The organism is Nocardioides soli (assembly GCF_014191495.1).
Lineage (GTDB): Bacteria > Actinomycetota > Actinomycetes > Propionibacteriales > Nocardioidaceae > Nocardioides > Nocardioides soli.
This window is the reverse complement of the sequence record NZ_JACHWR010000001.1, coordinates 524,628-550,796: the sequence shown is the minus strand read 5'-3', so window position 1 is coordinate 550,796 and position 26,169 is coordinate 524,628. Positions and strand designations below refer to the sequence as shown.

At 70.6% G+C, this 26,169-nt stretch carries 23 protein-coding genes; 19 read left to right on the top strand and 4 right to left on the bottom strand.

All coding sequences use genetic code 11. The annotated features are described in order from the left end of the window. Positions 1 to 80 precede the first annotated feature (80 nt). From atpE to FHU40_RS02655, 8 genes are all read left to right on the top strand, one after another. Positions 81 to 284 (top strand): ATP synthase F0 subunit C, encoded by a 204-nt coding sequence (atpE, locus tag FHU40_RS02690; protein WP_056908071.1) that lies wholly within the window; start codon positions 81 to 83, stop codon positions 282 to 284. Positions 285 to 328: 44 nt separating this feature from the next. Beyond that, entirely contained in the window at positions 329 to 907 is a 579-nt protein-coding gene (locus tag FHU40_RS02685) for a F0F1 ATP synthase subunit B (RefSeq protein ID WP_183590737.1), read from the top strand. Then, the gene (locus FHU40_RS02680; protein ID WP_183590736.1) at positions 907 to 1,734 is read left to right on the top strand and encodes a F0F1 ATP synthase subunit delta; all 828 of its coding nucleotides are present in this window, start codon (positions 907 to 909) and stop codon (positions 1,732 to 1,734) included. The genes FHU40_RS02685 and FHU40_RS02680 overlap by 1 nt, the downstream gene beginning before the upstream one ends. Before the next feature lie 72 nt (positions 1,735 to 1,806). Then, the gene (atpA, locus tag FHU40_RS02675) at positions 1,807 to 3,444 is read left to right on the top strand and encodes a F0F1 ATP synthase subunit alpha (protein ID WP_183590735.1); all 1,638 of its coding nucleotides are present in this window, start codon (positions 1,807 to 1,809) and stop codon (positions 3,442 to 3,444) included. Between the two features lie 6 nt (positions 3,445 to 3,450). Next, entirely contained in the window at positions 3,451 to 4,359 is a 909-nt protein-coding gene (locus tag FHU40_RS02670; RefSeq protein ID WP_183590734.1) for a F0F1 ATP synthase subunit gamma, read from the top strand. Positions 4,360 to 4,364: 5 nt separating this feature from the next. Then, positions 4,365 to 5,819 carry a F0F1 ATP synthase subunit beta gene (atpD, locus tag FHU40_RS02665; protein WP_183590733.1) on the top strand — a complete coding sequence of 485 codons (1,455 nt, stop codon included), beginning with the start codon at positions 4,365 to 4,367 and terminating at the stop codon, positions 5,817 to 5,819. Further along, a complete protein-coding gene (locus FHU40_RS02660; protein ID WP_183590732.1) occupies positions 5,819 to 6,220 on the top strand; it encodes a F0F1 ATP synthase subunit epsilon in 402 nt (133 codons plus the stop codon). The genes atpD and FHU40_RS02660 overlap by 1 nt, the downstream gene beginning before the upstream one ends. A gap of 82 nt (positions 6,221 to 6,302) precedes the next feature. Further along, the gene (locus tag FHU40_RS02655) at positions 6,303 to 6,752 is read left to right on the top strand and encodes a DUF2550 domain-containing protein (protein ID WP_183590731.1); all 450 of its coding nucleotides are present in this window, start codon (positions 6,303 to 6,305) and stop codon (positions 6,750 to 6,752) included. 537 nt (positions 6,753 to 7,289) lie between these two features. Here FHU40_RS02655 and FHU40_RS02650 read toward each other — a convergent pair. Then, on the bottom strand, positions 7,290 to 8,699 hold the full coding sequence (locus tag FHU40_RS02650; RefSeq protein ID WP_183590730.1) for an FAD-binding oxidoreductase: 1,410 nt from the start codon (positions 8,697 to 8,699) through the stop codon (positions 7,290 to 7,292). 117 nt (positions 8,700 to 8,816) lie between these two features. On the opposite strand from FHU40_RS02650, the gene FHU40_RS02645 reads away from it, so the two are divergent. Further along, positions 8,817 to 12,167: a BTAD domain-containing putative transcriptional regulator gene (locus FHU40_RS02645; protein WP_183590729.1), complete on the top strand. Its 3,351-nt coding sequence runs from the start codon at positions 8,817 to 8,819 to the stop codon at positions 12,165 to 12,167. A 68-nt stretch (positions 12,168 to 12,235) separates the two neighbouring features. Further along, positions 12,236 to 13,438: an MFS transporter gene (locus FHU40_RS02640; RefSeq protein ID WP_183590728.1), complete on the top strand. Its 1,203-nt coding sequence runs from the start codon at positions 12,236 to 12,238 to the stop codon at positions 13,436 to 13,438. 41 nt (positions 13,439 to 13,479) lie between these two features. Here the strand turns inward: FHU40_RS02640 and FHU40_RS02635 are convergent, their stop codons facing one another. Together FHU40_RS02635 and FHU40_RS02630 are read right to left on the bottom strand one after the other, a co-directional pair. Then, positions 13,480 to 13,908: a GlcG/HbpS family heme-binding protein gene (locus FHU40_RS02635; protein WP_183590727.1), complete on the bottom strand. Its 429-nt coding sequence runs from the start codon at positions 13,906 to 13,908 to the stop codon at positions 13,480 to 13,482. Next, complete coding sequence (locus FHU40_RS02630; protein ID WP_183590726.1) at positions 13,908 to 16,082, bottom strand: malate synthase G; 2,175 nt, start codon at positions 16,080 to 16,082, stop codon at positions 13,908 to 13,910. Before FHU40_RS02630 ends, FHU40_RS02635 begins: the two co-directional genes overlap by 1 nt. Positions 16,083 to 16,196: 114 nt before the next feature. Here FHU40_RS02630 and FHU40_RS02625 point away from each other — a divergent pair, with 114 nt between their 5' ends. From FHU40_RS02625 to FHU40_RS02600, 6 genes are all read left to right on the top strand, one after another. Continuing rightward, a complete protein-coding gene (locus FHU40_RS02625; RefSeq protein ID WP_183590725.1) occupies positions 16,197 to 16,994 on the top strand; it encodes an IclR family transcriptional regulator in 798 nt (265 codons plus the stop codon). A gap of 475 nt (positions 16,995 to 17,469) precedes the next feature. After that, the gene (locus FHU40_RS02620; protein ID WP_183590724.1) at positions 17,470 to 18,462 is read left to right on the top strand and encodes a TauD/TfdA family dioxygenase; all 993 of its coding nucleotides are present in this window, start codon (positions 17,470 to 17,472) and stop codon (positions 18,460 to 18,462) included. Between the two features lie 283 nt (positions 18,463 to 18,745). Then, the gene (locus FHU40_RS02615) at positions 18,746 to 19,588 is read left to right on the top strand and encodes an ABC transporter ATP-binding protein (protein ID WP_246389914.1); all 843 of its coding nucleotides are present in this window, start codon (positions 18,746 to 18,748) and stop codon (positions 19,586 to 19,588) included. Continuing rightward, positions 19,585 to 20,460 (top strand): ABC transporter permease, encoded by an 876-nt coding sequence (locus tag FHU40_RS27935; protein ID WP_183590723.1) that lies wholly within the window; start codon positions 19,585 to 19,587, stop codon positions 20,458 to 20,460. The genes FHU40_RS02615 and FHU40_RS27935 overlap by 4 nt, the downstream gene beginning before the upstream one ends. A gap of 16 nt (positions 20,461 to 20,476) precedes the next feature. Continuing rightward, positions 20,477 to 21,352, top strand: a complete 876-nt coding sequence (locus FHU40_RS02605) for an ABC transporter permease (protein WP_183590722.1) — start codon at positions 20,477 to 20,479, stop codon at positions 21,350 to 21,352. Between the two features lie 231 nt (positions 21,353 to 21,583). Beyond that, complete coding sequence (locus FHU40_RS02600) at positions 21,584 to 22,597, top strand: ABC transporter substrate-binding protein (protein ID WP_183590721.1); 1,014 nt, start codon at positions 21,584 to 21,586, stop codon at positions 22,595 to 22,597. 114 nt (positions 22,598 to 22,711) lie between these two features. On the opposite strand, the gene FHU40_RS02595 is transcribed toward FHU40_RS02600, so the two are convergent. After that, on the bottom strand, positions 22,712 to 23,287 hold the full coding sequence (locus tag FHU40_RS02595) for a cob(I)yrinic acid a,c-diamide adenosyltransferase (protein WP_183590720.1): 576 nt from the start codon (positions 23,285 to 23,287) through the stop codon (positions 22,712 to 22,714). Between the two features lie 183 nt (positions 23,288 to 23,470). On the opposite strand from FHU40_RS02595, the gene FHU40_RS02590 reads away from it, so the two are divergent. From FHU40_RS02590 to FHU40_RS02580, 3 genes are all read left to right on the top strand, one after another. After that, on the top strand, positions 23,471 to 23,779 hold the full coding sequence (locus FHU40_RS02590) for an STAS domain-containing protein (RefSeq protein WP_183590719.1): 309 nt from the start codon (positions 23,471 to 23,473) through the stop codon (positions 23,777 to 23,779). Between the two features lie 78 nt (positions 23,780 to 23,857). After that, positions 23,858 to 25,906, top strand: coding sequence for a protein meaA (locus FHU40_RS02585; RefSeq protein WP_183590718.1), 2,049 nt, complete (start codon positions 23,858 to 23,860; stop codon positions 25,904 to 25,906). Positions 25,907 to 25,961: 55 nt separating this feature from the next. Then, a complete protein-coding gene (locus FHU40_RS02580) occupies positions 25,962 to 26,162 on the top strand; it encodes a hypothetical protein (protein WP_183592290.1) in 201 nt (66 codons plus the stop codon). Positions 26,163 to 26,169: the final 7 nt, after the last annotated feature.

Here is a 26,169-nt window from a genome sequence, read left to right as displayed (position 1 = left end):
CCTCCGGCGTTCCCCCAAGTCTCACCCCGCACAACACCTGAATCAGTACCTGAAGTAGTACCAACCGAAAGGAAACTGCCGTGGACGGCAACCTCAACATGATCGGTTACGGCCTGGCTGCGATCGGCCCCGGTGTCGGTATCGGTCTGATCTTCGCCGCCTACATCAGCGGTGTCGCCCGCCAGCCCGAGGCCCAGAGCCGCCTGCAGTCGATCGCGATCCTCGGCTTCGCGCTCGCCGAGGCGCTGGCGATCATCGGTATCGCCCTCGCGTTCGTTCTCTGACCGGTCCGACCCACTTCTGACGTAGGACCCCGGAAGGACCTGCCATGCAAGCACTGATCGCCCCCTTGGCGACGCAGGCGGCGGAGGACGGGAAGCTCAACCCGCTCCTGCCGCACACCATCGAGATCGTCCTCTCGCTGGTCGTCTTCGGCCTGCTCTTCTTCGCGGTGAAGAAGTGGGTGGTTCCGAACTTCGAGACCACCTTCGAGGAGCGGACCAAGGCCATCGAGGGTGGCCTCGCCGCGGCCGAGGACAAGCAGGCCGAGGCCGATGCCAAGCTCGCCGACCTCGAGCAGCAGCTGGCGGACGCCCGCCACGAGGCCGCTCGGATCCGCGAAGAGGCCCGTGAGCACGGTGCCGCGATCGTCGCCGAGATGCGGGACCAGGCCCAGGCCGAGTCCGCGCGCATCGTCGAGCACGGCAAGGCCCAGATCGAGGCCGAGCGTCAGCAGGCGGTCACCGCCCTGCGGGCCGAGGTGGGCTCGCTGGCGACCAGCCTCGCCGGCCGCATCGTCGGCGAGAGCCTCGAGGACGACGACCGCTCCGCGCGCGTCGTCGAGCGGTTCCTCGTCGACCTCGAGACGATCGAGGCCTCCGCGGCCGCGGGCAACGGAGCGAACTGATGGTGCACGCCCTGAGCTCCCTGCGAGGCTCCTCCGCGGAGGCGCTGCAGGTCCTCGGCGAGCGCGTCGACAACGACCGCGACACGCTCGAGCAGTTCGCGGACCTCGGCCAGGACCTGTTCCGCCTGGCCGAGCTCCTGCGGTCCGAGCCGGCGCTGCGCCGGGCGGTCACCGACGTCTCGACGCCGGCGGCGGCCAAGGCCGCCCTGGTCCGGGGGCTGCTCGAGGGCAAGGTCGGGTCGGAGGGCCTCGAGGTGCTCGCCGAGGGCGTCGGGCTGCGCTGGGTCGCGGCTCGCGATCTCGCGGACGCGCTCGAGCACCTCGGCGTGATCGCCACCGTCCGGTCGGCCGGCCGTCGCGAGGCGGGTCGGCTCTCCGACGAGCTGTTCACCGTCGCCCAGGTCGTCGAGGAGAACGCCGATCTCCGCATCGCGCTCTCCGACCCGGCCCGCACGGAGGCGGACAAGCGACAGCTGCTGCGGCGGCTGCTCGACGACCGCGCGCTGCCGGCGACGATCGCGCTGGTGGAGCAGGCCCTCGCGGGCTCGTTCCGCTCCTTCCACGCCGCGGTCACGGAGTACCAGAAGGTCGCCGCGGCGACCCAGGGCGAGGGAGTCGCGCACGTGCGGGTGGCTCGCCAGCTCACCGATGCCGAGCAGGGCCGCCTCGCGGCGGCACTCAGCGCGCAGTACGACCGCCCGGTGCACCTGAACGTCGAGGTGGACCCGGGCCTGCTCGGCGGCATGCGGGTCGAGATCGGCGACGACGTCATCGACGGCACCGTCGCCGCCCGCCTCGACTCCGCCCGACGCAAGCTGGCCGGCTGACCGCCACCCAGCCGGCACCCACACACGTAGAACACCAGCCCCACCAGAGCCCAAGAGAGTAGGGACGCAGATATGACGGAGCTTTCGATCCGTCCGGAGGAGATCCGGGACGCGCTGCAGCGGTTCGTGTCCGAGTACCAGCCCGACGCCGCCAGCAAGGAAGAGGTCGGCACCGTCGCATCGGCCGGTGACGGCATCGCGCGCGTCAGCGGCCTGCCCTCGGCGATGGCCAACGAGCTGCTGGAGTTCGAGGACGGCACGCTCGGCATCGCGCTGAACCTCGACACCCGCGAGATCGGCGTGGTCATCCTCGGTGACTTCGACAAGATCGAGGAGGGCCAGACGGTCCGTCGTACCGGCGAGATCCTCTCGGTCCCGGTGGGCGACGGCTACATGGGCCGCGTCGTCGACCCCCTCGGCAACCCGATCGACGGGCTCGGCACGATCGAGTCCAGCGAGCGCCGCGCCCTCGAGCTGCAGGCGCCCACGGTCGTACAGCGCAAGTCGGTCCACGAGCCGCTGGCCACCGGCATTAAGGCGATCGACTCCATGACGCCGATCGGCCGCGGTCAGCGGCAGCTGATCATCGGCGACCGCGCGACCGGCAAGACCACGATCGCGATCGACACGATCATCAACCAGAAGCAGAACTGGGACTCCGGCGACCCGACGAAGCAGGTGCGCTGCATCTACGTCGCGATCGGCCAGAAGGGCTCGACCATCGCCTCCGTGCGTGGCGCCCTCGAGGAGGCCGGCGCGCTGGAGTACACCACGATCGTGGCCGCCCCGGCGTCCGACAGCGCGGGCTTCAAGTACCTCGCGCCGTACACCGGCTCGGCCATCGGCCAGCACTGGATGTACGACGGCAAGCACGTGCTGATCGTCTTCGACGACCTGACCAAGCAGGCCGAGGCCTACCGCGCCGTGTCGCTGCTGCTGCGCCGCCCGCCGGGCCGTGAGGCCTACCCGGGCGACGTGTTCTACCTGCACAGCCGCCTGCTCGAGCGCTGCGCGAAGCTCTCCGACGACCTCGGCGCGGGCTCGATGACCGGCCTGCCGATCATCGAGACCAAGGCCAACGACGTCTCGGCGTTCATCCCGACCAACGTCATCTCGATCACCGACGGCCAGATCTTCCTGCAGTCCGACCTCTTCGCGGCCAACCAGCGCCCGGCGATCGACGTCGGTGTGTCGGTCTCCCGCGTGGGTGGCGCCGCGATGACCAAGGCGATGAAGGCCGTCACCGGCTCGCTCAAGGTCGACCTGGCGCAGTTCCGCGCGATGGAGGCGTTCGCGATGTTCGCCTCCGACCTCGATGCCGCCTCGCGCCAGCAGCTCGACCGCGGCCAGCGCCTGATGGCACTGCTGAAGCAGCCGGCGTACTCGCCGTACGCGCTGGAGGACATGACCGTGTCGCTCTGGCTCGGCACCTCCGGCCGCCTCGACCGGGTCCCGGTCAACGACGTGATCCGCTTCGAGCAGGAGTTCCTCGACTACCTCCGCCGCTCGCACGACGGCATCCTCGCCGGCATCCGCGAGACGCTGAAGTTCGAGGACGAGGCCTCGCTCGTGCTGGCCTACGACGCCTTCCTCGACCAGTTCGAGACCTCCGACGGTGGCTCGATCAAGGTCGGCAAGGAGGCGCAGGCCGAGGCGCTGGCCGACGAGGACGTCGAGCAGGAGCAGATCGTCAAGCAGAAGCGGGGCTGATCCTCCATGGCCGTATCGCTGCGTGAGTACCGCGCGCGGATCAAGTCGACGGAGTCGATGAAGAAGATCACGCGCGCCATGGAGCTCATTGCTGCGTCCCGCATCATCAAGGCGCAGCAGCGGGCGCAGTCGGCCGCGCCGTACGCGCGTGAGCTGACCCGTGCCGTCTCCGCGGTGGCGACGTTCTCGAACGTCGACCACCCGCTGACGACCGAGCCGGAGAACGCCACCCGGGCCGCGGTGCTGGTCGTGACCAGCGACCGCGGTCTGGCCGGTGCCTACAGCTCGAGCGTGATCAAGGAGGCCGAGCGCCTGGCGGAGAAGCTCCGCGAGGAGGGCAAGCAGGTCGCGACGTACATCTGCGGCCGCAAGGGCGAGGCCTACTTCAAGTTCCGCGGCCGCTCGGTGGTCCGGTCCTGGACCGGCTTCTCCGACCAGCCGTCGCTCGAGGCCGCCCACGAGGTGTCGCAGGCGCTGATCTCGGCGTTCGTCGACGAGGAGGGCGAGGGCGTCGACGAGGTGCACGTGGTCTTCACGCGCTTCCGCTCGATGCTGGTGCAGGAGCCCACGGCGGTGCGGCTGCTGCCGCTCGAGGTCGTCGAGGGCACCGAGGCGCCGTCCAAGGAGGAGGCGCTGCCGCTCTACGAGTTCGAGCCGTCCGCCGAGGCCGTGCTCGACTCGCTGCTGCCGCGGTACGTCGAGAGCCGGATCTTCTTCGCGTTGCTGCAGGCCGCGGCCTCCGAGCTCGCCGCTCGCCAGAAGGCGATGAAGTCGGCGACCGACAACGCCGAAGAGCTGATCAAGAAGTACACGCGAATCGCCAACCAGGCCCGCCAGGCCGGCATTACCCAGGAAATCAGCGAGATCGTCGGAGGCGTCAACGCGCTCGCCGACGCCCAAGCCGGGAGTGAGTGAAAGACATGACTGCAACGATCGAAGAGACGCAGGGGACCGGCACTGCTGGCGTCGGCCGCATCGCCCGGGTCATCGGCCCCGTGGTCGACATCGAGTTCCCCGTGGACGCGATGCCCGACATCTACAACAAGCTCGAGGTCGACGTCACCCTGAGCGGTGAGACCTCGGTGCTCCCGCTGGAGGTCGCCCAGCACATCGGCGACGGCATGGTCCGCGCGATCTCGCTGAAGCCGACCGACGGCCTGGTGCGCGGCGCGCAGGTGACCGACACCGGCGGCCCGATCACCGTGCCGGTCGGCGACGCGACCCTGGGCAAGGTCTTCAACACCACCGGCGACGTGCTGAACCTCGCCGAGGGCGAGACCTTCGAGGTCAACGAGCGGTGGGGCATCCACCGCAAGGCGCCCGCCTTCGACCAGCTCGAGTCGAAGACGCAGATGTTCGAGACCGGCATCAAGGTGATCGACCTGCTCACGCCGTACGTGCAGGGTGGCAAGATCGGCCTGTTCGGCGGCGCGGGCGTGGGCAAGACCGTGCTCATCCAGGAGATGATCGCGCGGGTCGCCCGCGACCACGGTGGTGTCTCGGTGTTCGCCGGTGTCGGCGAGCGCACCCGTGAGGGCAACGACCTGATGGTCGAGATGGAGGAGGCCGGCGTTCTCGGTCAGACCGCCCTCGTCTTCGGCCAGATGGACGAGCCCCCGGGCACCCGTCTCCGGGTCGCGCTGTCCGCGCTGACGATGGCGGAGTACTTCCGCGACGTGCAGCAGCAGGACGTGCTGCTCTTCATCGACAACATCTTCCGGTTCACCCAGGCCGGCTCCGAGGTCTCGACGCTGCTCGGCCGGATGCCCTCCGCGGTGGGCTACCAGCCGAACCTCGCCGACGAGATGGGCGTGCTCCAGGAGCGGATCACCTCGACCCGCGGCCACTCGATCACCTCGATGCAGGCGATCTACGTGCCCGCGGACGACTACACCGACCCGGCACCGGCGACCACGTTCGCGCACCTCGACGCGACCACCGAGCTCTCGCGTGAGATCGCGTCGCTCGGTATCTACCCGGCCGTGGACCCGCTGACCTCCACGTCGCGGATCCTCGACCCGCAGTACATCGGTGCCGAGCACTACAACTGCGCGATCCGGGTCAAGCAGATCCTGCAGCGCAACAAGGAGCTCCAGGACATCATCGCGATCCTCGGTGTCGACGAACTGTCCGAAGAGGACAAGATCATCGTGTCCCGGGCCCGCCGGATCCAGCGGTTCCTCTCCCAGAACACCTACGTGGCGAAGCAGTTCACGGGCATCGAGGGCTCGACCGTCGCGGTGGCCGACACCATCGAGGCGTTCAACAAGATCGCGGACGGCGAGTACGACCACGTGGCCGAGCAGGCCTTCTTCATGTGCGGCGGTCTGGACGACGTCGAGCAGAAGTGGGCCGAGATCCAGAAGAACCTCTGATGGCTGCCGAGAGCGCCCCGCTCCGGGTCGAGCTGGTCGCCCCGGACCGCACCGTGTGGTCCGGGGAGGCGGAGATGGTCATCGCCCGGACCACCGAGGGCGATGTCGGCATCCTGCGTGGCCACGCGCCACTCCTGTCGCTGCTGACCGATGCGGTGGTGGAGATCTCCACCCCCGACGGCGGTGTCGTGGTGGCGGTCGTCGACGGCGGCTTCGTGTCGGTCGCCGACGGCCGGGTGTCGATCCTCTCCGACCACGCCCAGCTGCCGCACGAGATCGACGTCGACGCGGCGCGTGCGGAGCTGGAGGAGGCCCGCAACGTCGTCGGCGCCAACGACGAGGCCGAGCGCCGGCTGCGTCGTGCCGAGGCCCGGATCCGGGCCGTCGAGAAGGCCTCCTGATCCTGAGCGACCCGCTTCCGCTCCATTGCCGGGGTGCCGCTAGGGTGTGCACCCACGGCAATGGAGTGGACGGAGGGCGTGGATGCCGGTGTGGCAGTGGCTCCTGGATGCCGCTGGCGTGCTGCTCGTTCTCGCCGTCCTCTACGGCCTGGGCCTGATCGTCCGGCGACGTCTGCTCTCTCGCCACGGCGGCACTTTCGAGCTCAGCTACCGCGTCCGACATGCTCATGTCGGGCGCGGTTGGCTTCTCGGCCTCGGCCGCTACTCCGGGGAGTCCCTGGAGTGGTTCCGCTACTTCTCGCTCTGGCCGCGACCCAAGCGGGTGCTCCAGCGCTCCGAGGTGACCTACACCGGCCGGCGCGAGCCCGAGGGTCCGGAGCAGATCTCGCTCTACCCCGAGCACGTCGTCATCTCCTGCCGGACGCCGTCCGGCCCGGTCGAGCTGGCCATGTCGCCGGCCTCGCTGATGGGCTTCCAGTCCTGGCTCGAGTCCGGCCCTCCCGGCACCGACTGGACCCGCGGCCCCCGCTAGATGACTAATTCCAAGGCCTCGCACGCTGCGCGACGCTCATCATCCGCTCCGGCGGCGTTGCCGACGCTTGAAAGACGTCCAGTCTGCCGACGCATCGGCGCCTTGCCGGAGCGGCGCTGAGCGCCGCTCGCTTGCACGATCCCTTGGAATTAGTCATCCAGTGGCCATCACCGGAAGTTCTCCGGGTGGCCGAGGAACTTCCAGCGACGACCACTAGGTGTTGCCGGGTGGTCAGGTGAAGCGGTGAGGACTCGCCGATCGTCGCCGGCGTGTCGTCGTCGTTTCCCCGGTCAGCCGGGGATTGGAGGGACTCCGGTGGCTTCTGGGATCGGGGGCCTTGCCGTGGGTGGGAGAACCGTCCGGTGGCTCCTCGGCTGGGGGTGGTCAGGCAAAGCGGTGAGGACTCGCCGATGGTGCGCGGCGTGTCGTCTTCGGTTTCCCTGACCACCCCGGTGAGAGCCGGCGTGTCGTCGTCGTTTCCCCGGTCGGCCGGGGAAACGGAGGGATGGGAGCGACCCCGTGGCAACCCCACCCCAGTCAGGCGGTGGGGTGGCCGTCCTCGAACAGGCGCGGGATCGGGTGGTTGGCCACGAAGACGCCGTGCGGATCGACGGCGCTGCGGATGCCGGCGAGCTGGGTCCAGGCCCCGGCGTCGAAGAACGACCGGGAGTCGACCGGGTTCTCGGCGAAGTTCGAGTACTGCCGCCCGTTCTGGAACGGCTCGAGCGCCTGGTTGAGCCGTACGGCGTCCGCGTGCGCCTGCGCACCCATCTCCGGGGTCATCGCCATGCCGGCGGCGAACGTGAGGAACTGCGCATCGAGCCGGTGCAGCACGCCGCCACCGAGGTGCGGGCGGGCGAGCGCGCCGCCGAGCTGACGGAGCTCGGCCATCAGCAGCGAGCTCCGGGCGTCCGGCCCGGCCTCGGCGATGAAGGCATCGACCGCTGCGTCGGGGAAGGAGCCGAGCATCGTCGAGTCCCCGGCCACGGGGGTCCCGCCCTCGGGGTCCATGTGCAGTCGCACCAGCGACTTGGCGGGGACCCGGGCGAAGGTGTCCATGGTCGGCCGCAGCGCCCGCAGGCCGGCGAGCAGCTGTTCGCCGCGCTCGTCGGAGCCGAGCACGGCGCCGTCGATGATCGCGATCTCCTTGCCGCTGAGGAAGTCCGGCAGGTCCGGCAGGGGCGGGATCCGCATCGCCCGGAAGGCGGTGGTGATCTCGTCCGGAGCGCCGGGCGCCCAGGCCGCCCACTCGCGCAGCACCGGCTCGATGTCGGCGAGGTCCCACATGAGGAAGCCGGCGTACGCCGTCGCGAGGTCGAACATCGCGAACTCGAGTGCCGTGACGATGCCGAAGCTGCCGCCCCCACCGCGCACCGCCCAGAAGAGCTCGGCGTTGGTGTGGGCGTCGGCGCGGACCAGCGTCCCGTCGCCGATCACGATCTCGACGGCCGTGATGCTGTTCGTGGCGAGGCCGAGCTTGCGGGCGTACCAGCCGATGCCGCCGCCGAGGCTGTAGCCGGCGACGCCTACGTCGGGGGAGGAGCCGTGCAGCACGGCGCGGTGGTGCGCGGCCGCGGCGTCGACGGCGGGCTCCCAGGTCGCACCGCCCTCGACCCGGACGATGCCGCGCACCGGGTCGGCGATGGCGGTGCTCATCTCCGAGGTGCGCAGGATGACGACGTCGTCGAGTCCCTGGGCGGCCAGCGGGCCGGCGTTGTGGCCGGTGCTCTGCGGGGCGACCCGCAGGCCGGCCGCGGCGGCCTGGCGGACGACGGTGGCGACCTCGGCGGCGTTGCGGGGGAGCGCGACGGCGGCCGGGCGCTGGTCGACGGCGAGGTTCCAGGCGACCCGGGCCGTGTCGTAGCCCGCGTCGCCGGGGAGGTGGAGGCGACCGGGCAGCAGCCCGCTCAGGGCAGCGGCAGGTGCGTCGTTGAGCTCGATGGTCATGGTGATGACTCCTGTGGTGGTGGATCGATCGGTGGGATGACCTTGCGCCCGCCGACTTGGAGATCGCTTCGAGCCGACTGGGAGCGGAGCCGGGCCGCCGGGATCTACGCTTCCGGCGTGGAGGTGTCGGTGCTGGGTCCGGTCGAGGTCCGGCTCGCGGGCGCGCCGGTCGACCTCGGCACCCCGAAGCAGCGCGCACTCGTCGCAGCGCTCGCGCTCTCCGGCGGCCGGCCGGTCTCGGTGGACGGGATCGTCGACCTGCTCTGGGGAGACGGCGCCCCGCCCGGGGTGACCGGCACGCTCCAGGGGTACGTCTCCCACCTGCGGCGCGTGCTGGAGCCGGGGCGGCAGCGCCGGGCGCCGGCCGAGGTGCTGGTCACCGTGGCACCGGGCTACGCGCTGCGGGTGCCCGGCGACGACCTCGACGCACACCGGTTCGAGCGGGCCGTCTCCGACGAGCACCGGAGGTTGCAGCCGCTGCCAGTCTGGGGAGCGGCACCGCTGGGCGAGCCCGACCTGGAGCGCTCCGCCGCGGCGCTGGCCGAGGCGCTCGACCTCTGGCGCGGTACGCCGTACGCCGAGCTCGGTGACGCCGACCCGGCGGTCGCCGAGCGTGCGCGCCTCGAGGAGCTGCGGCTGGTCGCGGTCGAGGACCGGGCGGTCGTCGAGCTGGCCCTGGGCCGGCACGCGGCGGTGGTCGCCGAGCTCGAGGCGCTGATCGCGGCCCACCCGCTGCGCGAGCGGCTGTGGGCGCTCTGCGCGGTCGCCCTGACCCGCAGCGGCCGCCAGGCCGACGCGCTCGACGCGCTCGCCCGGCTGCGGGGCGTCCTCGACGAGGAGCTCGGGATCGAGCCGTCGGCCGACCTGCGCGAGCTGCAGGCCGCGGTGCTGCGTCAGGACCCTGACCTGGAGTGGGTGCGTCCCCGCGTTGCCGCGACCGCGTCGCCGCCGGTTCCCGAGACTCCCGATGCCCCGCGGCCCAGCCCGGGGCCGGCCGCCGAGGCCGAGCCGGTCGCGCCCTGGCCGATGGTCGGGCGGGACGAGGACCTGGCGGCGCTGCTCGCGACCATCGAGCGCGCCGACGGGGGCGCTCCGTCGTACGCCGTGATCACCGGCGAGCCCGGCATCGGCAAGTCGCGGCTCGCGGCCGAGCTGATCGCCCGCGCTCGGCAGCGGGGCATGCTCGCCCTGGTGGGCCGGTGCTCGCAGGACGACGGCGCGCCGCCGCTGTGGCCGTGGCGCTCCGTGCTCGAGGGACTCGGCGCCAGCCTCCTCGACGAGACGACGACCGGTGCCGCCGGTGACGGCGGGGACGGCGAGCAGTTCCGGGCCTGGGAGCGGATCGTCGAGACGGTCCGGAGCGCCGCTCGAGACCGGACCGTCGTGGTGGTGCTCGACGACCTGCAGTGGGCCGACGCCTCGACCCTGCGCGTGCTCCGGCTGCTGGTCGAGACCAGCGACCTGGCCCGGCTCCTCGTCGTCGCCACCTGGCGCAGCCCGGCGGAGGCGAGCGGGCTGCTGGCCGAGGTCTCGGAGGCGCTCGCCCGGATGCACGCCGTCCGCGTCGAGCTGTCCGGCCTCGCCCCCACCGAGGCGGCGGCGGTCTTCGCCAGCATCGCGTCCCGCGAGCTGGCCCCGGCCGCCGTTGCGGTGCTGCGCGAGCGCACCGACGGCAACCCGTTCTTCCTGGTCGAGCTCGCCCGGCTCGGCAGCGGGGGCGGCGAGGGTGAGGAGCTGCCGGGCGCGGTCGCCGACGTGCTCAACCAGCGCCTGGCCCGGCTGCCGGAGGCGACGGTCGCGGCGCTGCGGTCGGCGTCGGTGATCGGCCGGACGTTCGACGTCCCGACGCTGGCGACCGTCACCGGCATCGACGAGGACGACCTGCTCGACGTCGTGGAGCCCGCGCAGGCGGCCGGGCTGGTCCGCGAGGACGGCATCGACCGGTACCTCTTCGCGCACGCCCTGGTCCGCGACACCCTCCGGGCCGGGCTGAGCCTGAGCCGTCGGGCGCGCACCCATGCCCGGGTGGCCGAGGCGCTCAGCGGGGCGCCCGGACGCGAGACGGAGCTGGCCCGGCACTGGCGCGAGGCCGGCCCGTCGTACGCCGACCGGGCCTGGCGCGCGGCCGTCGACGCCGCTGACCTCTCCCGGCGGCTCTATGCGTACGACGAGGCGGCCGAGCTGCTCGAGGGCGCGCTGGTCTCCCTCGACGGCGACGGGCAGGGGACGCCGCGGGACCGCTACGCGATCCTGACCGCGCTGATCGAGTCCTACCGCTGGGCCGCTCAGCTGCCCGACCTGGTCGCGAGCGTCGAGCAGGCGATCGAGACCGGCAAGCAGCTGCGCGACCCCGAGGCGGTCGCCGCCGCCGCGGTGTCGACCAGCCAGGGCGTGCTGTGGCGCTCGGCCGGGCCCGGCGAGGTCAACCCGACCGTCGTGGGAGCGCTGCGGGGCAGCCTGGACCGGCTCCCGCCGGAGGACGGCGCGCTGCGCTGCCGGGTGCTGCTCGCCCTGGCCAACGAGCTCGGCGAGAGCGCCTCCTTCGACGAGCTGACCGCGCTCGCCGACGAGGGGCTGGCGATGGCCCGGCGGCTCGGCGACCCGGTGCTGCTGCTGGACGCCTGCCAGATCTACTTCGCGGGGCTCTGGGCGCCGAGCAACGCGCCGTACCGCCTGGAGATCATCACCGAGGCCGTCGAGCTGGCCGACCGACTCGGCCGACCCCGGGCGCACCTGGTCTCCTCGGTGCTGCGAGCGGCGGCGCTGGGCGAGGCCGGCCGGATCGACGAGATGTGGTCCCAGGCCGCCGCCGCGCGAGCACAGGCCGAGGAGTTGCGGATCGCGTTCGGCGAGCTGGCGCTCGAGGGCCTGGAGCTGCCGTGGCTGGCGATGGCGGGCCGCTGGGACGACTGCGCGCGTCACCTGGAGCACCTGGAGGCGCTCGACCGGCGGATCACGCACGACACCGGCGGCGAGACCGTGCTCGCCGCGCGGCTCGCGATCTCCCTGTGGCAGGGGCGGTCGCTCGACATGGTGCCGGTGCTCGAGATGTTCGACGAGTCGTCGTACCCCTTCGCGGCGAGCATCGCGGTCTTCCTCTGGCGGGCCGGGGAGCACGAGCGGGCGCGGGCGACGTACGCCGCCCGCGGCGCGCCGCTGGAGCACCACAACGAGATCTCGCTGCTCGCCTGGGCCCACGGCGCCGAGCTGGCGCTCTACCTCGGCGAGCGCGGCCTCGCCGCGGGCGCCTACGAGCGGCTGGCGCCGGCGTCGGGCCGCAGCGCCTGCGGTGGCTCCGCGCTGGCGATCGGCCCGGTGGACGCCTACCTGGCCATGGCCGCGGCAGCGGTCGGGGAGTCGGAGCTCGCGGCCCGGCACGCCGATGCCGCGCTCGTGCAGGCCGCGTCGTGGCGGATCCCGGTGTTCGCCGACTGGTTCGCCGGCCTGCGCCGTACCCACGGCTTCTGACGCGGCCCGTCTGGGACCGGTCGGGTACCGGTTTGGAGGAGCGGTGCCGGATCGGGAACGCTGGGGCGGTGACGTCCCTGCTCCACACCCGCAACGCGGTGGCGCTGAGCTTCGCACTCAACGGCTTCTGCTTCGCCACCATGGTCTCCCGGCTGCCCGACATCCGCAGCGCGCTCGACCTCGGCAACGCCTCCCTCGGCCTGCTGCTGCTCGCCATCTCGATCGGATCGGTGATCGCGCTGCCGCTCAGCGGCCGGCTCATCGACCGCTACAGCGCCGCCGCCGTGACCCGGTTCGGTGCGGTGCTGGTCTCCGTCGGGCTGACCGTCGCGATGACCGGCGTGGTGACCGACCTGATCGCGCTGACCGCGATCGGCTTCTTCGTCGACGGCATCGGCATCGCGACCTGGGACGTCTCGATGAACGTCGAGGCCGCCGAGGTGGAGCACCGCCTCGAGCGGACGATCATGCCGCGCTTCCACGCCGGCTGGAGCCTCGGCTCGTTCGCCGGCGCCGGCATCGGCATCCCGATGGCGGCCCTGCACGCGCCGCTGCTGCTGCACGTGCCCGGCTTCGCGGTGCTGGCCGCGATCGCGACCTGGCGCGCGGCCGCGGCGTACCTCCCCGCGAAGGAGGAGCACCCGGACAGCGCCACGTCGACCGGCTGGTCGCCGTGGCGCGAGCCGCGCACGCTGGCGATCGGCGTCATGGTGATGGCGTTCGCGCTCTCCGAGGGGGCCGCCAACGACTGGCTGTCGCTCGCGCTGATCGACGGGTACGACGTGCGGCACTGGGTCGGCGTCACCGGCTTCACCGTCTTCGTCTGCTCGATGATGGCCGGCCGCCTCTACGGCCCGGTGGTCCTCGACCGCTACGGCCGCGCCCCCGTGCTGTGGAGCAGTGCCGCCGCGGCGTTCGCCGGCATCCTGCTCATCGTGTTCGGCGGCAGCATCGTGCTCGTCGGGATCGGCATCGTGGTGTGGGGCCTCGGTGCCTCGCTGGGCTTCCCGGTCGGCATGAGCGCGGCCGCGGACGACCCGCTGCGCGCCGCCCGCCGGGTGAGCGCGGTCTCCACGATCGGCTACACCGCCTTCCTGGCCGGGCCGCCGCTGCTCGGGCTGCTCGCTGACCATGTCGGCACCCTGGAGACGCTGCTCGTCATCGCGGCGCTGATGATCCCCGCGGCCGCCACGGTGTTCGCCGCGCGGGAGCGGCGGGCGCCGACGTCCGCCGCGGCTCCGGACCAGCCGGTGGGCCGGGCCGAGCACTGACGCCCGGCACCACCGGCTGATGCCTCCCTGGGACCGGCGGCTCAGTCGGGCTGGGGGAGGAGTCCGACGGACTCGATGCCGGCCACGGCGGCCGCCTCGTCGTGGTCCGAGGTGTCCCCGGTGACACCGAGGGCGCCGATCACGGTCCCGCCACCGTCCTTGACCAGCACGCCGCCGGGGACCGGCACGAGCGCCCCGCCGACGGCCGAGGTCACGGCGGCGACGAAGTAGCCCTGCTGCTCGGCGCGGGCCATCAGCGCGCGGGACCCCATGCCGAGCGAGATCGCCCCGTGGGCCTTGCCGAAGGCGATCTCGAACCGCTTGTTGGACGAGCCGTCGGAGCGCTCGGCGGCGATGAGATGGCCGCCGGCGTCGAGCACCACCGCCGTCAGCGGCTTGAGGCCCGCCGCGGATCCATGGTCGAGGGCGGCGGCGATCATCGCGCGGGCGGTGGCGAGGTCGAGGGACATCAGCTGCTCCTGGTGGTGTGGGTCTTGGCGGTCACCCGGCGCCGATGCAGGATCGGCTCGGTGTAGCCGCTGGGCTGCTCCGTCGCCTGGAGGACGAGGTCGCGTGCGGCGAGGAAGGCCTCGCCGTCGTAGGCGGGCGCCATCGGGACGTACGTCGGGTCGTCGGCATTCTGACCGTCCACGACCATGGCCATCCGGCGCAGCGTCTCCTCGACCTGGTCGGCCGAGACGACGCCGTGCGCGAGCCAGTTCGCGACGTGCTGCGAGGAGATCCGGCAGGTCGCGCGGTCCTCCATGAGCGGAACGCCGTCGATGTCCGGCACCTTCGAGCAGCCGACGCCCGCGTCGATCCACCGCACGACGTACCCCAGCGTCCCCTGGATGTTGTTGTCGAGCTCGGCCTGCCGCTCGGCGGCGGACCATGCGGCCGGGTCGCCCAGGGGGATCGTCAGGAGCTCCGCCTTCGACGTGCGGCTCCTTCCCGCGAGCTCGCGCTGCACCCGGTGCACGTCGACCTGGTGATAGTGGATCGCATGGAGGGTCGCGGCCGTCGGCGACGGCACCCAGGCGCAGGTGGCGCCCGACCGGGGATGGTCGATCTTCTTGGCGAGCATCTCGGCCATGTTGTCGGGCGCGGCCCACATGCCCTTGCCGATCTGCGCGCGCCCCCGGAGACCGCAGGCCAGGCCGATGTCGACGTTGGACGCCTCGTAGGCGCGGATCCAGGTCGCGCTTCGCATGTCGTTCTTGCGGACCAGGGGACCGGCCTGCATCGAGGTGTGGATCTCGTCGCCGGTCCGGTCCAGGAACCCGGTGTTGATGAAGGCGACCCGATCGCGCGCGGCCGAGATGCAGGACTTCAGGTTGAGGCTGGTCCGCCGCTCCTCGTCCATGATGCCGATCTTGATCGTGAGCGGGGCCAGGCCCAGGACCTCCTCGACCCGGGCGAACAGCTCGCACGTGAAGGCGACCTCGTCGGGACCGTGCAGCTTGGGCTTGACGACGTACATCGAGCCCGTGCGTGAGTTGCGCAGGCGCGAGTTGCCGCGCAGGTCGTGGACGCTGCCGAGCCCGGTGACCAGCGCGTCGAGGATGCCCTCGGGCACCTCGTCGCCGTGCTCGTCGAGCACCGCGTCGGTCGTCATGAGGTGCCCGACCTGGCGGATGAAGAGCAGGGAGCGACCGTGGAGCGTCACGGTCTCGCCTCCGGGCGACGTGCACTCCCGGTCGGGGTTCATCGCGCGGGTGAACGTGCGCCCGTTCTTGGTGACCTCCGCGGCCAACGTGCCCTGCATGAGGCGCAGCCAGTTGCGGTAGGCCTGCACCTTGTCGTCGGCGTCGACCGCCGCGACCGAGTCCTCGAGGTCCATGATCGTCGAGACCGCCGACTCCAGCACGAGGTCCTTGACGCCGGCGGTGTCCGTCGAGCCGACGGTGTCGGCGCGGTCGATCAGGATCTCGAGGTGCAGTCCGTGGTGGACCAGGACGATCGCGTCGGGCTCGCCGGCCGGCCCGCGGTGACCGACCAGCTGTGTCGGGTCCGCCAGGCGCAGCACCTCGTCCTTGACGTGGACGGCCAGGCCCTGCGCGTCGATCGAGTACGACGTCGCGTCGACATGGGAGCCGCCGGCAAGGCCGAAGTGGGCGTCGAGCAGTGCGCGTCCCCGCGCGATGACCTCGGCGCCGCGCACGGTGTTGTAGCCGGCGCCGCGGGCGAGGAGGTCGTCCTCCGGGATCGCGTCGGTGCCGTAGAGCGCGTCGTACAGCGACCCCCACCGCGCGTTGGCGGCGTTCGTCGCGAACCGGGCGTTGAGCAGCGGTACGACGAGCTGCGGACCGGCCTGCTCGGCGATCTCGACGTCCACGCCCGCGGTGGTGATCGCGAAGTCCTCGGGGTCCTCGGCCAGGTAGCCGATCTCCTCGAGGAAGCGCCGGTAGGCGGCGGGGTCGGGCGAGCCCGGGGCGGCCCGGTGGTAGTCGTCGATGAGCTGCTGCAGCTCACGGCGCCGAGCGACCAGGGCGGCGTTGCGGCCGGAGAGCTCGTGGATGATCGCGTCCGCGCCGGCCCAGAAGCTGTCCGGCTCGACTCCGGAGCCCGGCAGCGCCTCCTCGACGATGAACCGATGCAGCACCTCCGCGACGCTCAGCCGTCCGACGCGTACCCGATCTGGCATGCCAACCCCTTGCGTAAGTTTCCGAGATGTGGAAATCTCCGTCTGGATAGTGGAAACTAGACAGCCTGAGGGTGGTTGTCAAACGGCCCGCTGGCGAGGAGAGGGGTACGGCGGATGGTGGTTCCTGACGGCGAATCGCGCCGTAGCAGCGGCGGCGTCCAGTCGGTTCATCGCGCCCTGGACCTGCTGGAGATCGTGGCCGCCGGGGGCGGCCATCTGGCGATCGGGGAGATCGCGGCGGCGTCCGACATCCCGTTGCCGACGATCCATCGGCTCCTGCAGACCATGGTCGACCGGGGCTACATGCGCCAGATGCCGAATCGTCGCTACGCGCTCGGGTTCCGGTTGGTTCCGCTGGGGGCGACCGCCAGCTCGATGGTGGGCGTCAACACCCAGACGATCCTCGGCGAGCTGGTCGATGCGCTCGGCGAGACCGCGAACCTCGCGATCCTGACCGGAGCGCACGCCGAGTACGTCGCCCAGGTCCCCTCACGTCACGCGATGCGCATGTTCACCGAGGTGGGACGCCAGGTCGAGCTGCACTGCAGCGGGGTGGGCAAGGCTCTGCTCGCGCAGCTGGACGACGACCAGATCCGCAGTGTCATCGACCGGGTCGGCTTGCCGGGCTACACGCCGCACACCCTGACCACCGAGACCGCACTGTTCGCCGACCTGGCGGAGATCCGCCGACTCGGCTATGCGATGGACGAGGAGGAGAAGGAGATCGGGGTCAGGTGCGTGGCCGTCCCGATCAAGGCGGAGCGGATGTCCTGGATGGCCGTGTCGGTGTCGGGTCCTCGGGCCCGCATGACCGACGACATCATCGCTCGCGCCGTTCCGCTGCTGCAGGGTGCCGCCGAGCGGCTGGCGGGCGAGATGTCGATCGGCGCTGCCGGCATGGCGAAGGGATGAGGAAACGGAGATCGTGAGGAGGGTGGGAATGCCCGAACGGATGTCTCCGTCGGGTTCGGGTGGTCCCTGCCATCGATAGATCGTCATTTTAGATATCGGACGCATATTGCATTTCCGGTGAGTGACAGGCCGGTCTGCGCGGCGCGCGTCGCCTGCGGTCAAGAAATGCAAAGGCGATTCTTTTTCCAGCGCTTCGGCCTCGGTGCCGGACGCCCCGTGAAACATGCCTCAGAAGGGCGTGTCGAGAGCGCGGAGAGACCCCCCTCTACCGCGCACTTCGACGCGCCCTTGTTTGCTATTTGAAATCTATTTTCAGGACTTTTCCAGGATCCTCTAGACAGTCCCGATCATCTCGTTTTACGGTACGTTGGATCGCAATGTGAGACGCAACACAGGCCGAATCGCGGCCGTGATCCGTATCCACGAGATCTGTTTCCGCACCATGAATTCCGACGATGGAAGGTTTGTGCACACGATGGACCACACCAACATCCAGCCCATTGACTCCCCGGCTGCCTGGGTCGGCCCCGAGGTGGCCGATTCGCCGGAGGCGACCGTCGTTCTCGAGCAGGAGAACATCGATGAGCTGCTGCAGGCCGTGGCGGACGCCCAGGCGAGCGGGGCGCCCCTGGGGGAGATCACGCGCGACGACTACCCGCTGCCGCGTACCGAGCCGCTGATCGCGAAGGTGCTGGACCAGCTGACGGACGGGCTCGGGTTCTCGTTGGTGCGAGGGCTTCCGGTCTTCGAGCTGAGCGAGCCCGAGTGCGAGCTGGCCTACTGGATCCTCGGCTCGCACATCGGCATCCCGCTGCCGCAGAACGCCCGCAACGACCTCCTGGTCCACGTCCGCGATCAGGGCAAGGACTACCGGGACCCCGAGGTCCGCGGGTACCAGACCACGGCCACCCTCGACTACCACGTGGACGGCTCGGACGTCGTGGCGCTGCTGTGCAGACGGGCCGCGAAGAGCGGCGGAGCAAGCCGGATCGCGAGCTCCTCCGCCATCCACAACGAGATGCTGCGGCGCGATCCGCAGCTGGTGGCCGAGCTCTACGAGAGCTTCGCCTTCGACAAGCGGCTCCCGATCGACGCGGAGGGACCCGGCTTCCAGCTGTCGCCCATCTTCAGCGCCCACCAGGGCCGGCTCAGCGCGCGCTACGGCCGCAGCTACATCGAGTCGTCCCAGCGCCATGAGGACGCACCGCGGCTGACCGAGCGATCCATCGCGGCGCTCGACATGTTCGACGAGGTGGCCAGCTCGCCCTCGATCTACCTCGACATGATCTTCCAGCCCGGTGACATGCAGTTCCTGAACAACCACCTGATCGTCCACTCGCGCACCGAGTACGAGGACCACGAGGCGTACGACATGAAGCGGGACCTGATCAGGTTCTGGGTCACGCTTCGCGACTACTACGAGTTCGCTCCCGAGTACGCCGTGAGCAACGTGACCTACCGGGCCTAGTGGCCATCACCGTTGATTCACCCAGGGTCTACCCACCCAGTGCACGCACCTCGCCGCGTCGGCGACGCTCGGTAGACAACCAGGTATGCCGTCGCGCCGCCGCCTTGCGAGGCACGCACCCTGAGCACGGATACCCCCGACGTATCAACAGCGATGACCACGAGCGCTCGCCGGGCCAGCTGGCTCGGGCCAGCCGGCGTCCACTACGACGACGGGACCGCGCGGCCTCCTGCGCCCCCGCGGTCATGCCGAGGAGCTCTTCCAGAGAAGCGGGATTGACATCATGCATTCACAGCCAACGACCGACACCAAGGTCGCCGAGCCGACGACGGAGACCGTGCCGATGCTCCGCGTCGACGGTCTTTCGAAGCAGTACCGATCCAAGCACGGCAAGGTCCAGGCCATCGAGCAGATCGACCTCGCCGTGCACCCGGGGGAGTTCGTCTCGATCGTGGGTCCATCGGGATGTGGCAAGACGACCCTGCTCAACTGCCTGTCCGGCCTGATCCAGCCCACCACGGGCGAGCTGGCGCTCGACGGGAGGGCCTACTCGAGTCCGCCGGAAGAGCTGTCGATCGTGTTCCAGGACTACAGCCGTTCGCTCTTCCCGTGGATGAGCGTGGAACAGAACATCGCGGTTCCGATCCGCGACTCGAGCAGCAAGGCGGAGCGTCGGGAGAGCGTGTACCGCCTGCTGGCCCAGGTCGGTCTGCCCGAGAAGACCGGCCCGATGTACCCCTGGCAGCTCTCGGGCGGCATGCAGCAGCGAGTGGCGATCGCGCGAGCGCTGGTCTCGCGGCCCAAGGTCCTGCTGATGGACGAGCCGTTCGCGTCGGTCGACGCCCAGACCAGGAACGTGCTCGAGGACCTGGTCCTGAACGTCTGGCAAGAGTGGAACAAGACGATCATCTTCGTCACCCACGACATCGACGAGGCGGTCTATCTGTCGGACCGGATCGTGGTGCTCTCGGGCTCGCCGGCCTCGACGATCGCCGACCTGGAGGTGCCGATCAGCAGGCCGCGCGATCAGCTCCTGTCCAAGCAGGATCCGCGGTTCGGGGAGATCCGGGCCGAGCTCTACGAGCTGATCATGGGCGCCCACAAGGTCGATCGCGAGGCGTCGTGAGCGACCTCATGGAACGACCCGGTGCTCGGGTCGCGGCCGCGGGGTCCATGGAGGCGCAGGCGAAGGCGGCGCGGCCAGGGCGTACGCCGCTCCTGTTCGCGATGCGCGATCCGCTCCTGGGCCTGCTGGGCGTCGGCCTGCTGCTCCTCGGCTGGTGGGCGGTGACCCGCGGCGACCTGGTCGCCTCGTCGTCGCTGCCGCCACCGATGGACGTGGCCCGGGGCGTCGTGCACCTGGTCGGAGACGGTGGATATCGCGCCGAGATCCTCGACACGGTCCGCGCCTGGGTCCTCGCGATGGTGCTGGGCGTCGCGATCGCGGTGCCACTGGGACTGGTCGCAGGTGCCGTCGCCGCCATGCGCAAGCCGAGCCTGGCGGTGGTGCATGCCTGTCGGGCGGTGCCGCTGGTCGCCCTGATCCCGGTTGCGGTGCTGGTCCTGGGGCTGGGAACCAACATGAAGGTGGCCCTGACCGTCTCGTCGATCAGCTGGCTCATCCTGCTCAACACGATCTACGGGGTCAGCAGCACCGAGCCACAGCTGCTGACCGTGGCCAAGAGCCTCCAGTGGAGCAAGGTCACCGTGCTGCGCAGGGTGGTGCTGCCCTCGGCCCTGCCCATGATCGCGACCGGGATCCGGGTCGCCGGCAGCGTTGCGCTGATCGTGATCCTGAGTGTCGAGATCGTCGCGGCGGGCTCCGGCCTCGGCCACCTGATCATCAAGTTCCAGGCCGACATCCCCACGCATCCCGACTACGCCTACGCCGGGATCGTCATCACGGGAGTCCTCGGCTTCATCCAGTACACGGGGTTCATGGTGCTCGAGCGCAGGTTCGTCCCGTGGTCCCACGCAAATCGTCGGCAGCGGCCATGAAGGAGGCGGTCGGACCATGTCGCACACCTTGATCCAGTCGAACGGCGGCGCCTTGTCCACCAGGGGGAGCCTGCGGCGCGCAGGCCAAGCACTGCACCGCGCGGTGGTGCAGGTCGGCAGCCATGTCTGGCTCGGCCTCCTCCTGCTGGTCCTGTGGGAGGTCGTCGCACGCATCTGGTCGACGCCCTTCGTCCCGCCCGTCTCGGAGATATTCGCGAACCTGCGCGACACCTGGTTCACGGGCGGGGCCAGCACCCTCTTCCTCTCCGAGACGGTGTGGGAGCAGCTGGTCGCGAGCGCGGGGCGGTTCGCCGAGGGCTGGGCGATCAGCATCGTCCTGGGTGTGTCCCTGGGGATGCTGCTCGGAATGAATCGGACGGCCTACGCGCTGATGGCGCCGATCGTGAGGTTCGGGATCGCCATCCCAGCGACGGCCCTGCTGCCGGTGGCGATCATGCTGTTCGGGATCGGCAACGGCATGAACATCACGATCGTCGTCCTGGGCACGTTCTGGACGATCCTGGTCAACACGATGGACAGCGCTCGATCGATCGACGAGGGCTACCTGAGATCGGCCAAGAGCCTCAGGATGAAACGGCGGTCCTACTTCACCCGGATCGTCCTGCCGGCCGCGAGCCCCGGGATCCTGGCCGGGCTGCGCGTCAGCCTGGGCATCGCCCTGATCCTGGTCGTCGTCTCGGAGATGTTCGCGGCGTCGGAGGGCATCGGCGCCTACGTCGTCCTGTCGAGCAACCAGTTCCGCTTCCTCGACACCTGGAGCGGCGTCGTGATGATCGCGTTCATCGGCGTCGTCTCGAACGCGCTCTTCAGCCTCCTGGAGGCACGGCTCCTGCGCTGGGTCCCCGCGGCCCGCGAGGGCAGCGCCCTGTAGCGCCACGCGCAGCAACCACCTGCAGCAACCACCTGCAGCAACCACCTGCAGCAACCACCTGCAGCAACCACCTGCAGCAACCACCTGCAGCAACCACTTGCAGCAACCACTTGCAGCAACCACTTGCAGCAACCACTTGCAGCAACCACGCAGCACCAGCAGCACCAGCAGCTCCGGCAACGAAGGCACCACGACACCCATCGGAACTCAACTGACAAGAGGTTCACATCAATGAAGAGGCACGGCGCATTGCCCAGAGGTATCCGCGGCGGCTCGATCGCCGCGCTGGCGGCCACGCTCCTGTTCGCGGCCGGTTGCGGCGGCGGAGGGTCGGACGGCGGCGGCTCCACCGACCAGAGCCTCAAGGTCAGCTCGTTGGGCTACTGCAGCGAGATTCCGCTGTGGTGGGCCAAGGACAAGGGCCTGTTCGCGGACCACGGCCTCGACGTCGAGCTGGTCGAGGCCGGCGGTGGCGGCTCGACGACGATCGCGGCCGCGGTGGGCGGATCGGTCGACGTCGCGTTCACGGCCCCCGGCGAGGTCATCCAGGCGATCCAGGGCGGAACCCCGCTGACCTGGATCGCGACGGCCTACGGCTTCCCGACCGACGAGAAGGCCGCGACCTCGGGCGCCATGGTCAAGGAGGACAGCGACGTCGAGCGCTTCAGCGACCTGGAGGGCAAGACCGTCGCGCTGACCGCGGTCGGTGGCGTCAGCGAGGCGACGGTCGCCGGGGCGATCCGTGCCGACGGCGGCGATCCGTCGTCCGTCAAGTGGGTCGCGCTCCCCGGTGGCCAGCTCCTGCAGGCCGTCCTGTCCGGCAAGGTCGACGTCGCCCAGACCCCGTTGCCGGTGGAGTCGATGGAGGGGCTGAGGAACATCGGCAGCCCGCACACGCTGGTGACCGGCGGCGTCTCGATGCCCTTCGCCGGATACGCGCAGACCACCGACTTCTACGAGTCCCACCAGGAGCAGTCGGAGGCGTTCTTCGACGCCTTGACCGAGGCCGGCGAGCAGCTCAACGATCCGGCCAACGCCGAGGAGATGTACGACGTCATGTCGTCGCACTGCGGGCAGACGGTCGAGGCGCTGAAGCAGACTCCGATGAACCCGATCATGGCCGACGTCAACATGCCCGGGCTCGAGAAGTACGTCGACATCCTCGTCGAGGGGTCGGTCGTCCAGGAGGACACGCTGCCCGACCTGACCGTCATGGTCGCCCCGTTCGCGCAGTCCGGCTCCTGACCGGAGGGCGCTGGCGCGCGGCGACGGTGGGTGGAAGGGGACTCCGCCCACCGTCGTCGCGGTTCCGACCGGCCGTCGCCGTGGCGTGCCGGCCAGGGCAGCGGCAGAAAGTGACTACTGCCGTTCGCCTCCGGGCACCCAGAGCACGTCGCCGTTCGCGCGGTTGGCGTGCCGCGCCAGGATGAACAGCAGGTCGGAGAGCCGGTTCAGGTAGGTGATCGCGAGCAGGTTCATCGTCGCGCCGTGGGCCTCGTGCGCCGCCCACGCCGACCGCTCCGCGCGGCGTACGACCGTGCGGGCGACGTGCAGGTGGGCGGCCCCGGGCGTGCCGCCGTTGAGGATGAACGATCGGAGCTTGGGTAGGTCCTCGTTGTACTCGTCGCACCACGCCTCGAGTCGGTCGACGTACTCCTGCTCGATCCGCAGCGGCGGGAACTCGGGGTCCGGCACGACCGGGGTGCAGAGGTCGGCGCCGACGTCGAAGAGGTCGTTCTGGACCCGGGTCAGCACGGTGACGACGTCGTCGTCGAGCGCGCCCTGGGCGAGCGCCACGCCGAGGTGGGCGTTGGCCTCGTCGACGTCGGCGTACGCCGCGAGCCGCGGGTCGGTCTTGGAGGTCGTGCTCATGTCACCGAGCCGGGTCTCGCCGGCGTCTCCGGTGCGCGTGTAGATCCGGGTCAGGTGCACCATGCCGTGAGCGTAGCCGGGCCCCACGTCGAGGCCGGGCGCGGGCGGGTCAGCACCGGCCGCGCCGCGACACGACGAAAAACCACCCGTTATGGGGCAACCATTCCGTCGCGATCCGCGTCATAGTGGGTGACAAGGCCAAGGACGGCTGATCGGGACGCGGGATCCCGAGAAACGGGGCGCAAGATGGAGATCATCACCGACGGTTCGACCCTCCTCCTCAGTGGCGACTTCGACGTCCGCAGCACGATGGAGGTCCGCAACGCGATCTACGACCACCTCGAGGGCCACGACAGCGACGTGGTCGTCGACCTGACCGACGTGACCACCATCGACATGACCGCGCTCAAGGTGCTCGCGGTCGCCACCCGGCAGGCGAGCCGTTCCGGCCAGCACCTCATGCTGCGCGGCTGCGGTCCCGCCGTGCGCCGGATGCTGCACCTGTCCCGGCTGATCCGGGTCGTCGAGGTCGAGCGCGCCCGGGCCAGCGCCTGAGCTCGCCGCCCGACGTGTCGGATACCCCACACGTCCGACCGGTTACCTCGGGGTAGTCCCCGGCCTACCCTCCCTCGTATGAGCGAGCAGGCAGTGCCCGAGCAGCAGGCGAGCCACGCCAAGGACCGGCCGTGGGTGATGCGCACGTACGCCGGGCACTCGACGGCGGCGGCGTCGAACGCGTTGTACCGCACCAACCTGGCGAAGGGGCAGACCGGGCTGTCGGTGGCCTTCGACCTGCCGACGCAGACCGGCTACGACCCGGACTCCTCGTTGGCGCGCGGTGAGGTGGGCAAGGTCGGGGTGCCGGTGCCGCACCTGGGTGAGATGCGGCGCCTGTTCGAGGACATCCCGCTGGTCGAGATGAACACCTCGATGACGATCAACGCGACGGCGATGTGGCTGCTGGCGCTCTACCAGGTGGTCGCGGAGGAGCAGAACCCCGACCTGCCGCCGGAGCAGGTCGCCGCCCGCCTGGCCGGCACCACCCAGAACGACATCATCAAGGAGTACCTCTCCCGGGGGACCTACGCGTTCCCGCCCGAGCACTCGATGCGGCTGATCGCCGACGTGATCTCCTACACGGTGCACCAGGTCCCGAAGTGGAACCCGATCAACATCTGCAGCTACCACCTGCAGGAGGCGGGCGCGACGCCGACGCAGGAGCTCGCCTATGCGCTGAGCACCGCGATCGCCGTCCTCGACGCGGTGCGGGACGCGGGCCAGGTCGACGCGGCGGACTTCGAGAAGGTCGTCGGACGCATCTCGTTCTTCGTCAACGCCGGCGTCCGGTTCGTCGAGGAGACCTGCAAGATGCGGGCCTTCGGCCGGCTGTGGGACGAGATCACCCGCGAGCGGTACGGCGTCCAGGACCCGAAGATGCGCCGGTTCCGGTACGGCGTGCAGGTCAACTCGCTCGGGCTGACCGAGGCCCAGCCCGAGAACAATGTGCAGCGCATCGTGCTGGAGATGCTCGGCGTCACCCTGTCCAAGAGCGCCCGCGCGCGGGCGCTCCAGTTGCCCGCCTGGAACGAGGCCCTCGGCCTGCCGCGTCCGTGGGACCAGCAGTGGTCCCTGCGGCTGCAGCAGGTGCTGGCCTTCGAGTCCGACCTGCTGGAGTACGACGACATCTTCGACGGCTCCCATGTCATCGAGGCGAAGGTCGCCGAGCTGGTCGAGGGCGCCCGGGCGGAGATCGACCGGGTGCAGGCGATGGGCGGCGCGATCGCGGCGGTCGAGTACATGAAGTCGCAGTTGGTCTCCTCCCATGCCGCCCGGCGGGCCCGGATCGAGTCCGGCGACGAGGTGATCGTCGGCGTCAACCGGTTCGAGTCGACCGAGCCGTCGCCGCTGACCGCCGACCTCGACAGCGCGATCATGGTCGCCGACCCCGAGGCCGAGAAGACCGCGATCGCCAGCGTCGAGGCCTGGAAGACCCAGCGCGACGAGGCCGAGGTCGGCGCGGCGCTGGCGGTGTTGGCCGAGGCCGCCGCGACCGACGCCAACCTGATGGGCCCGACCCTGGCCGCCGCGCGTGCCGGGGCGACCACGGGGGAGTGGGCCGCCACGCTGCGCGAGGTGTTCGGCGAGTACCGCGCACCGACCGGCGTCAGCGGCGCGGTGGGGGTCGCCGCCCAGGCCGGCATGGCCGGCGCCGAGCTGGCCGCCGTCCGGGCGCGGGTGAAGGAGACCGGCGAGCAGTTGGCCGGGCGTCCGGGTGGCCGCTTGCGGCTGCTGGTCGGCAAGCCCGGCCTCGACGGGCACAGCAACGGCGCCGAGCAGGTCGCCGTCCGGGCCCGGGACGCGGGCTTCGAGGTCGTCTACCAGGGCATCCGGCTCACCCCGGAGCAGATCGTCGCCGCCGCCGTGGCCGAGGACGTCCACTGCGTGGGGCTCTCGATCCTCTCCGGTTCGCACATGGAGCTGGTCCCGGCGGTGCTCGACGGCCTGCGCGACGCCGGCGCCGCGGACGTCCCGGTCGTCGTCGGCGGCATCATCCCCGACTCGGACGGCCGCCGGCTGCGCGAGCTCGGCGTGGCCGCTGTCTACACGCCCAAGGACTACGGGCTGACCCAGATCATGGACGGCATCGTCGACATCGTCCGGGCGGCGCACGATCTGGACTGATGGAATGCCGGCAATGAGGTAAGGCTGCCCTAATCTTCGTGCTACCGTTCCGGTCGTGGGCAAGAAGAAGGACTCCAAGAAGGTGGCCAAGCTGCCGAAGCTGGAGTGCTGCGTCTCGAAGCCGCAGTGCGGCCGGTGCCCACTGCGGATGCTGAAGGAAGGCACGCTGCCCTCCGGGTATACGGTCAAGAAGCGCAAGTTGGTGCGTGCCGACGGCAAGAAGGTCACCAAGAAGAAGCTTGCGAAGGCAGCCTGAGCCCCCA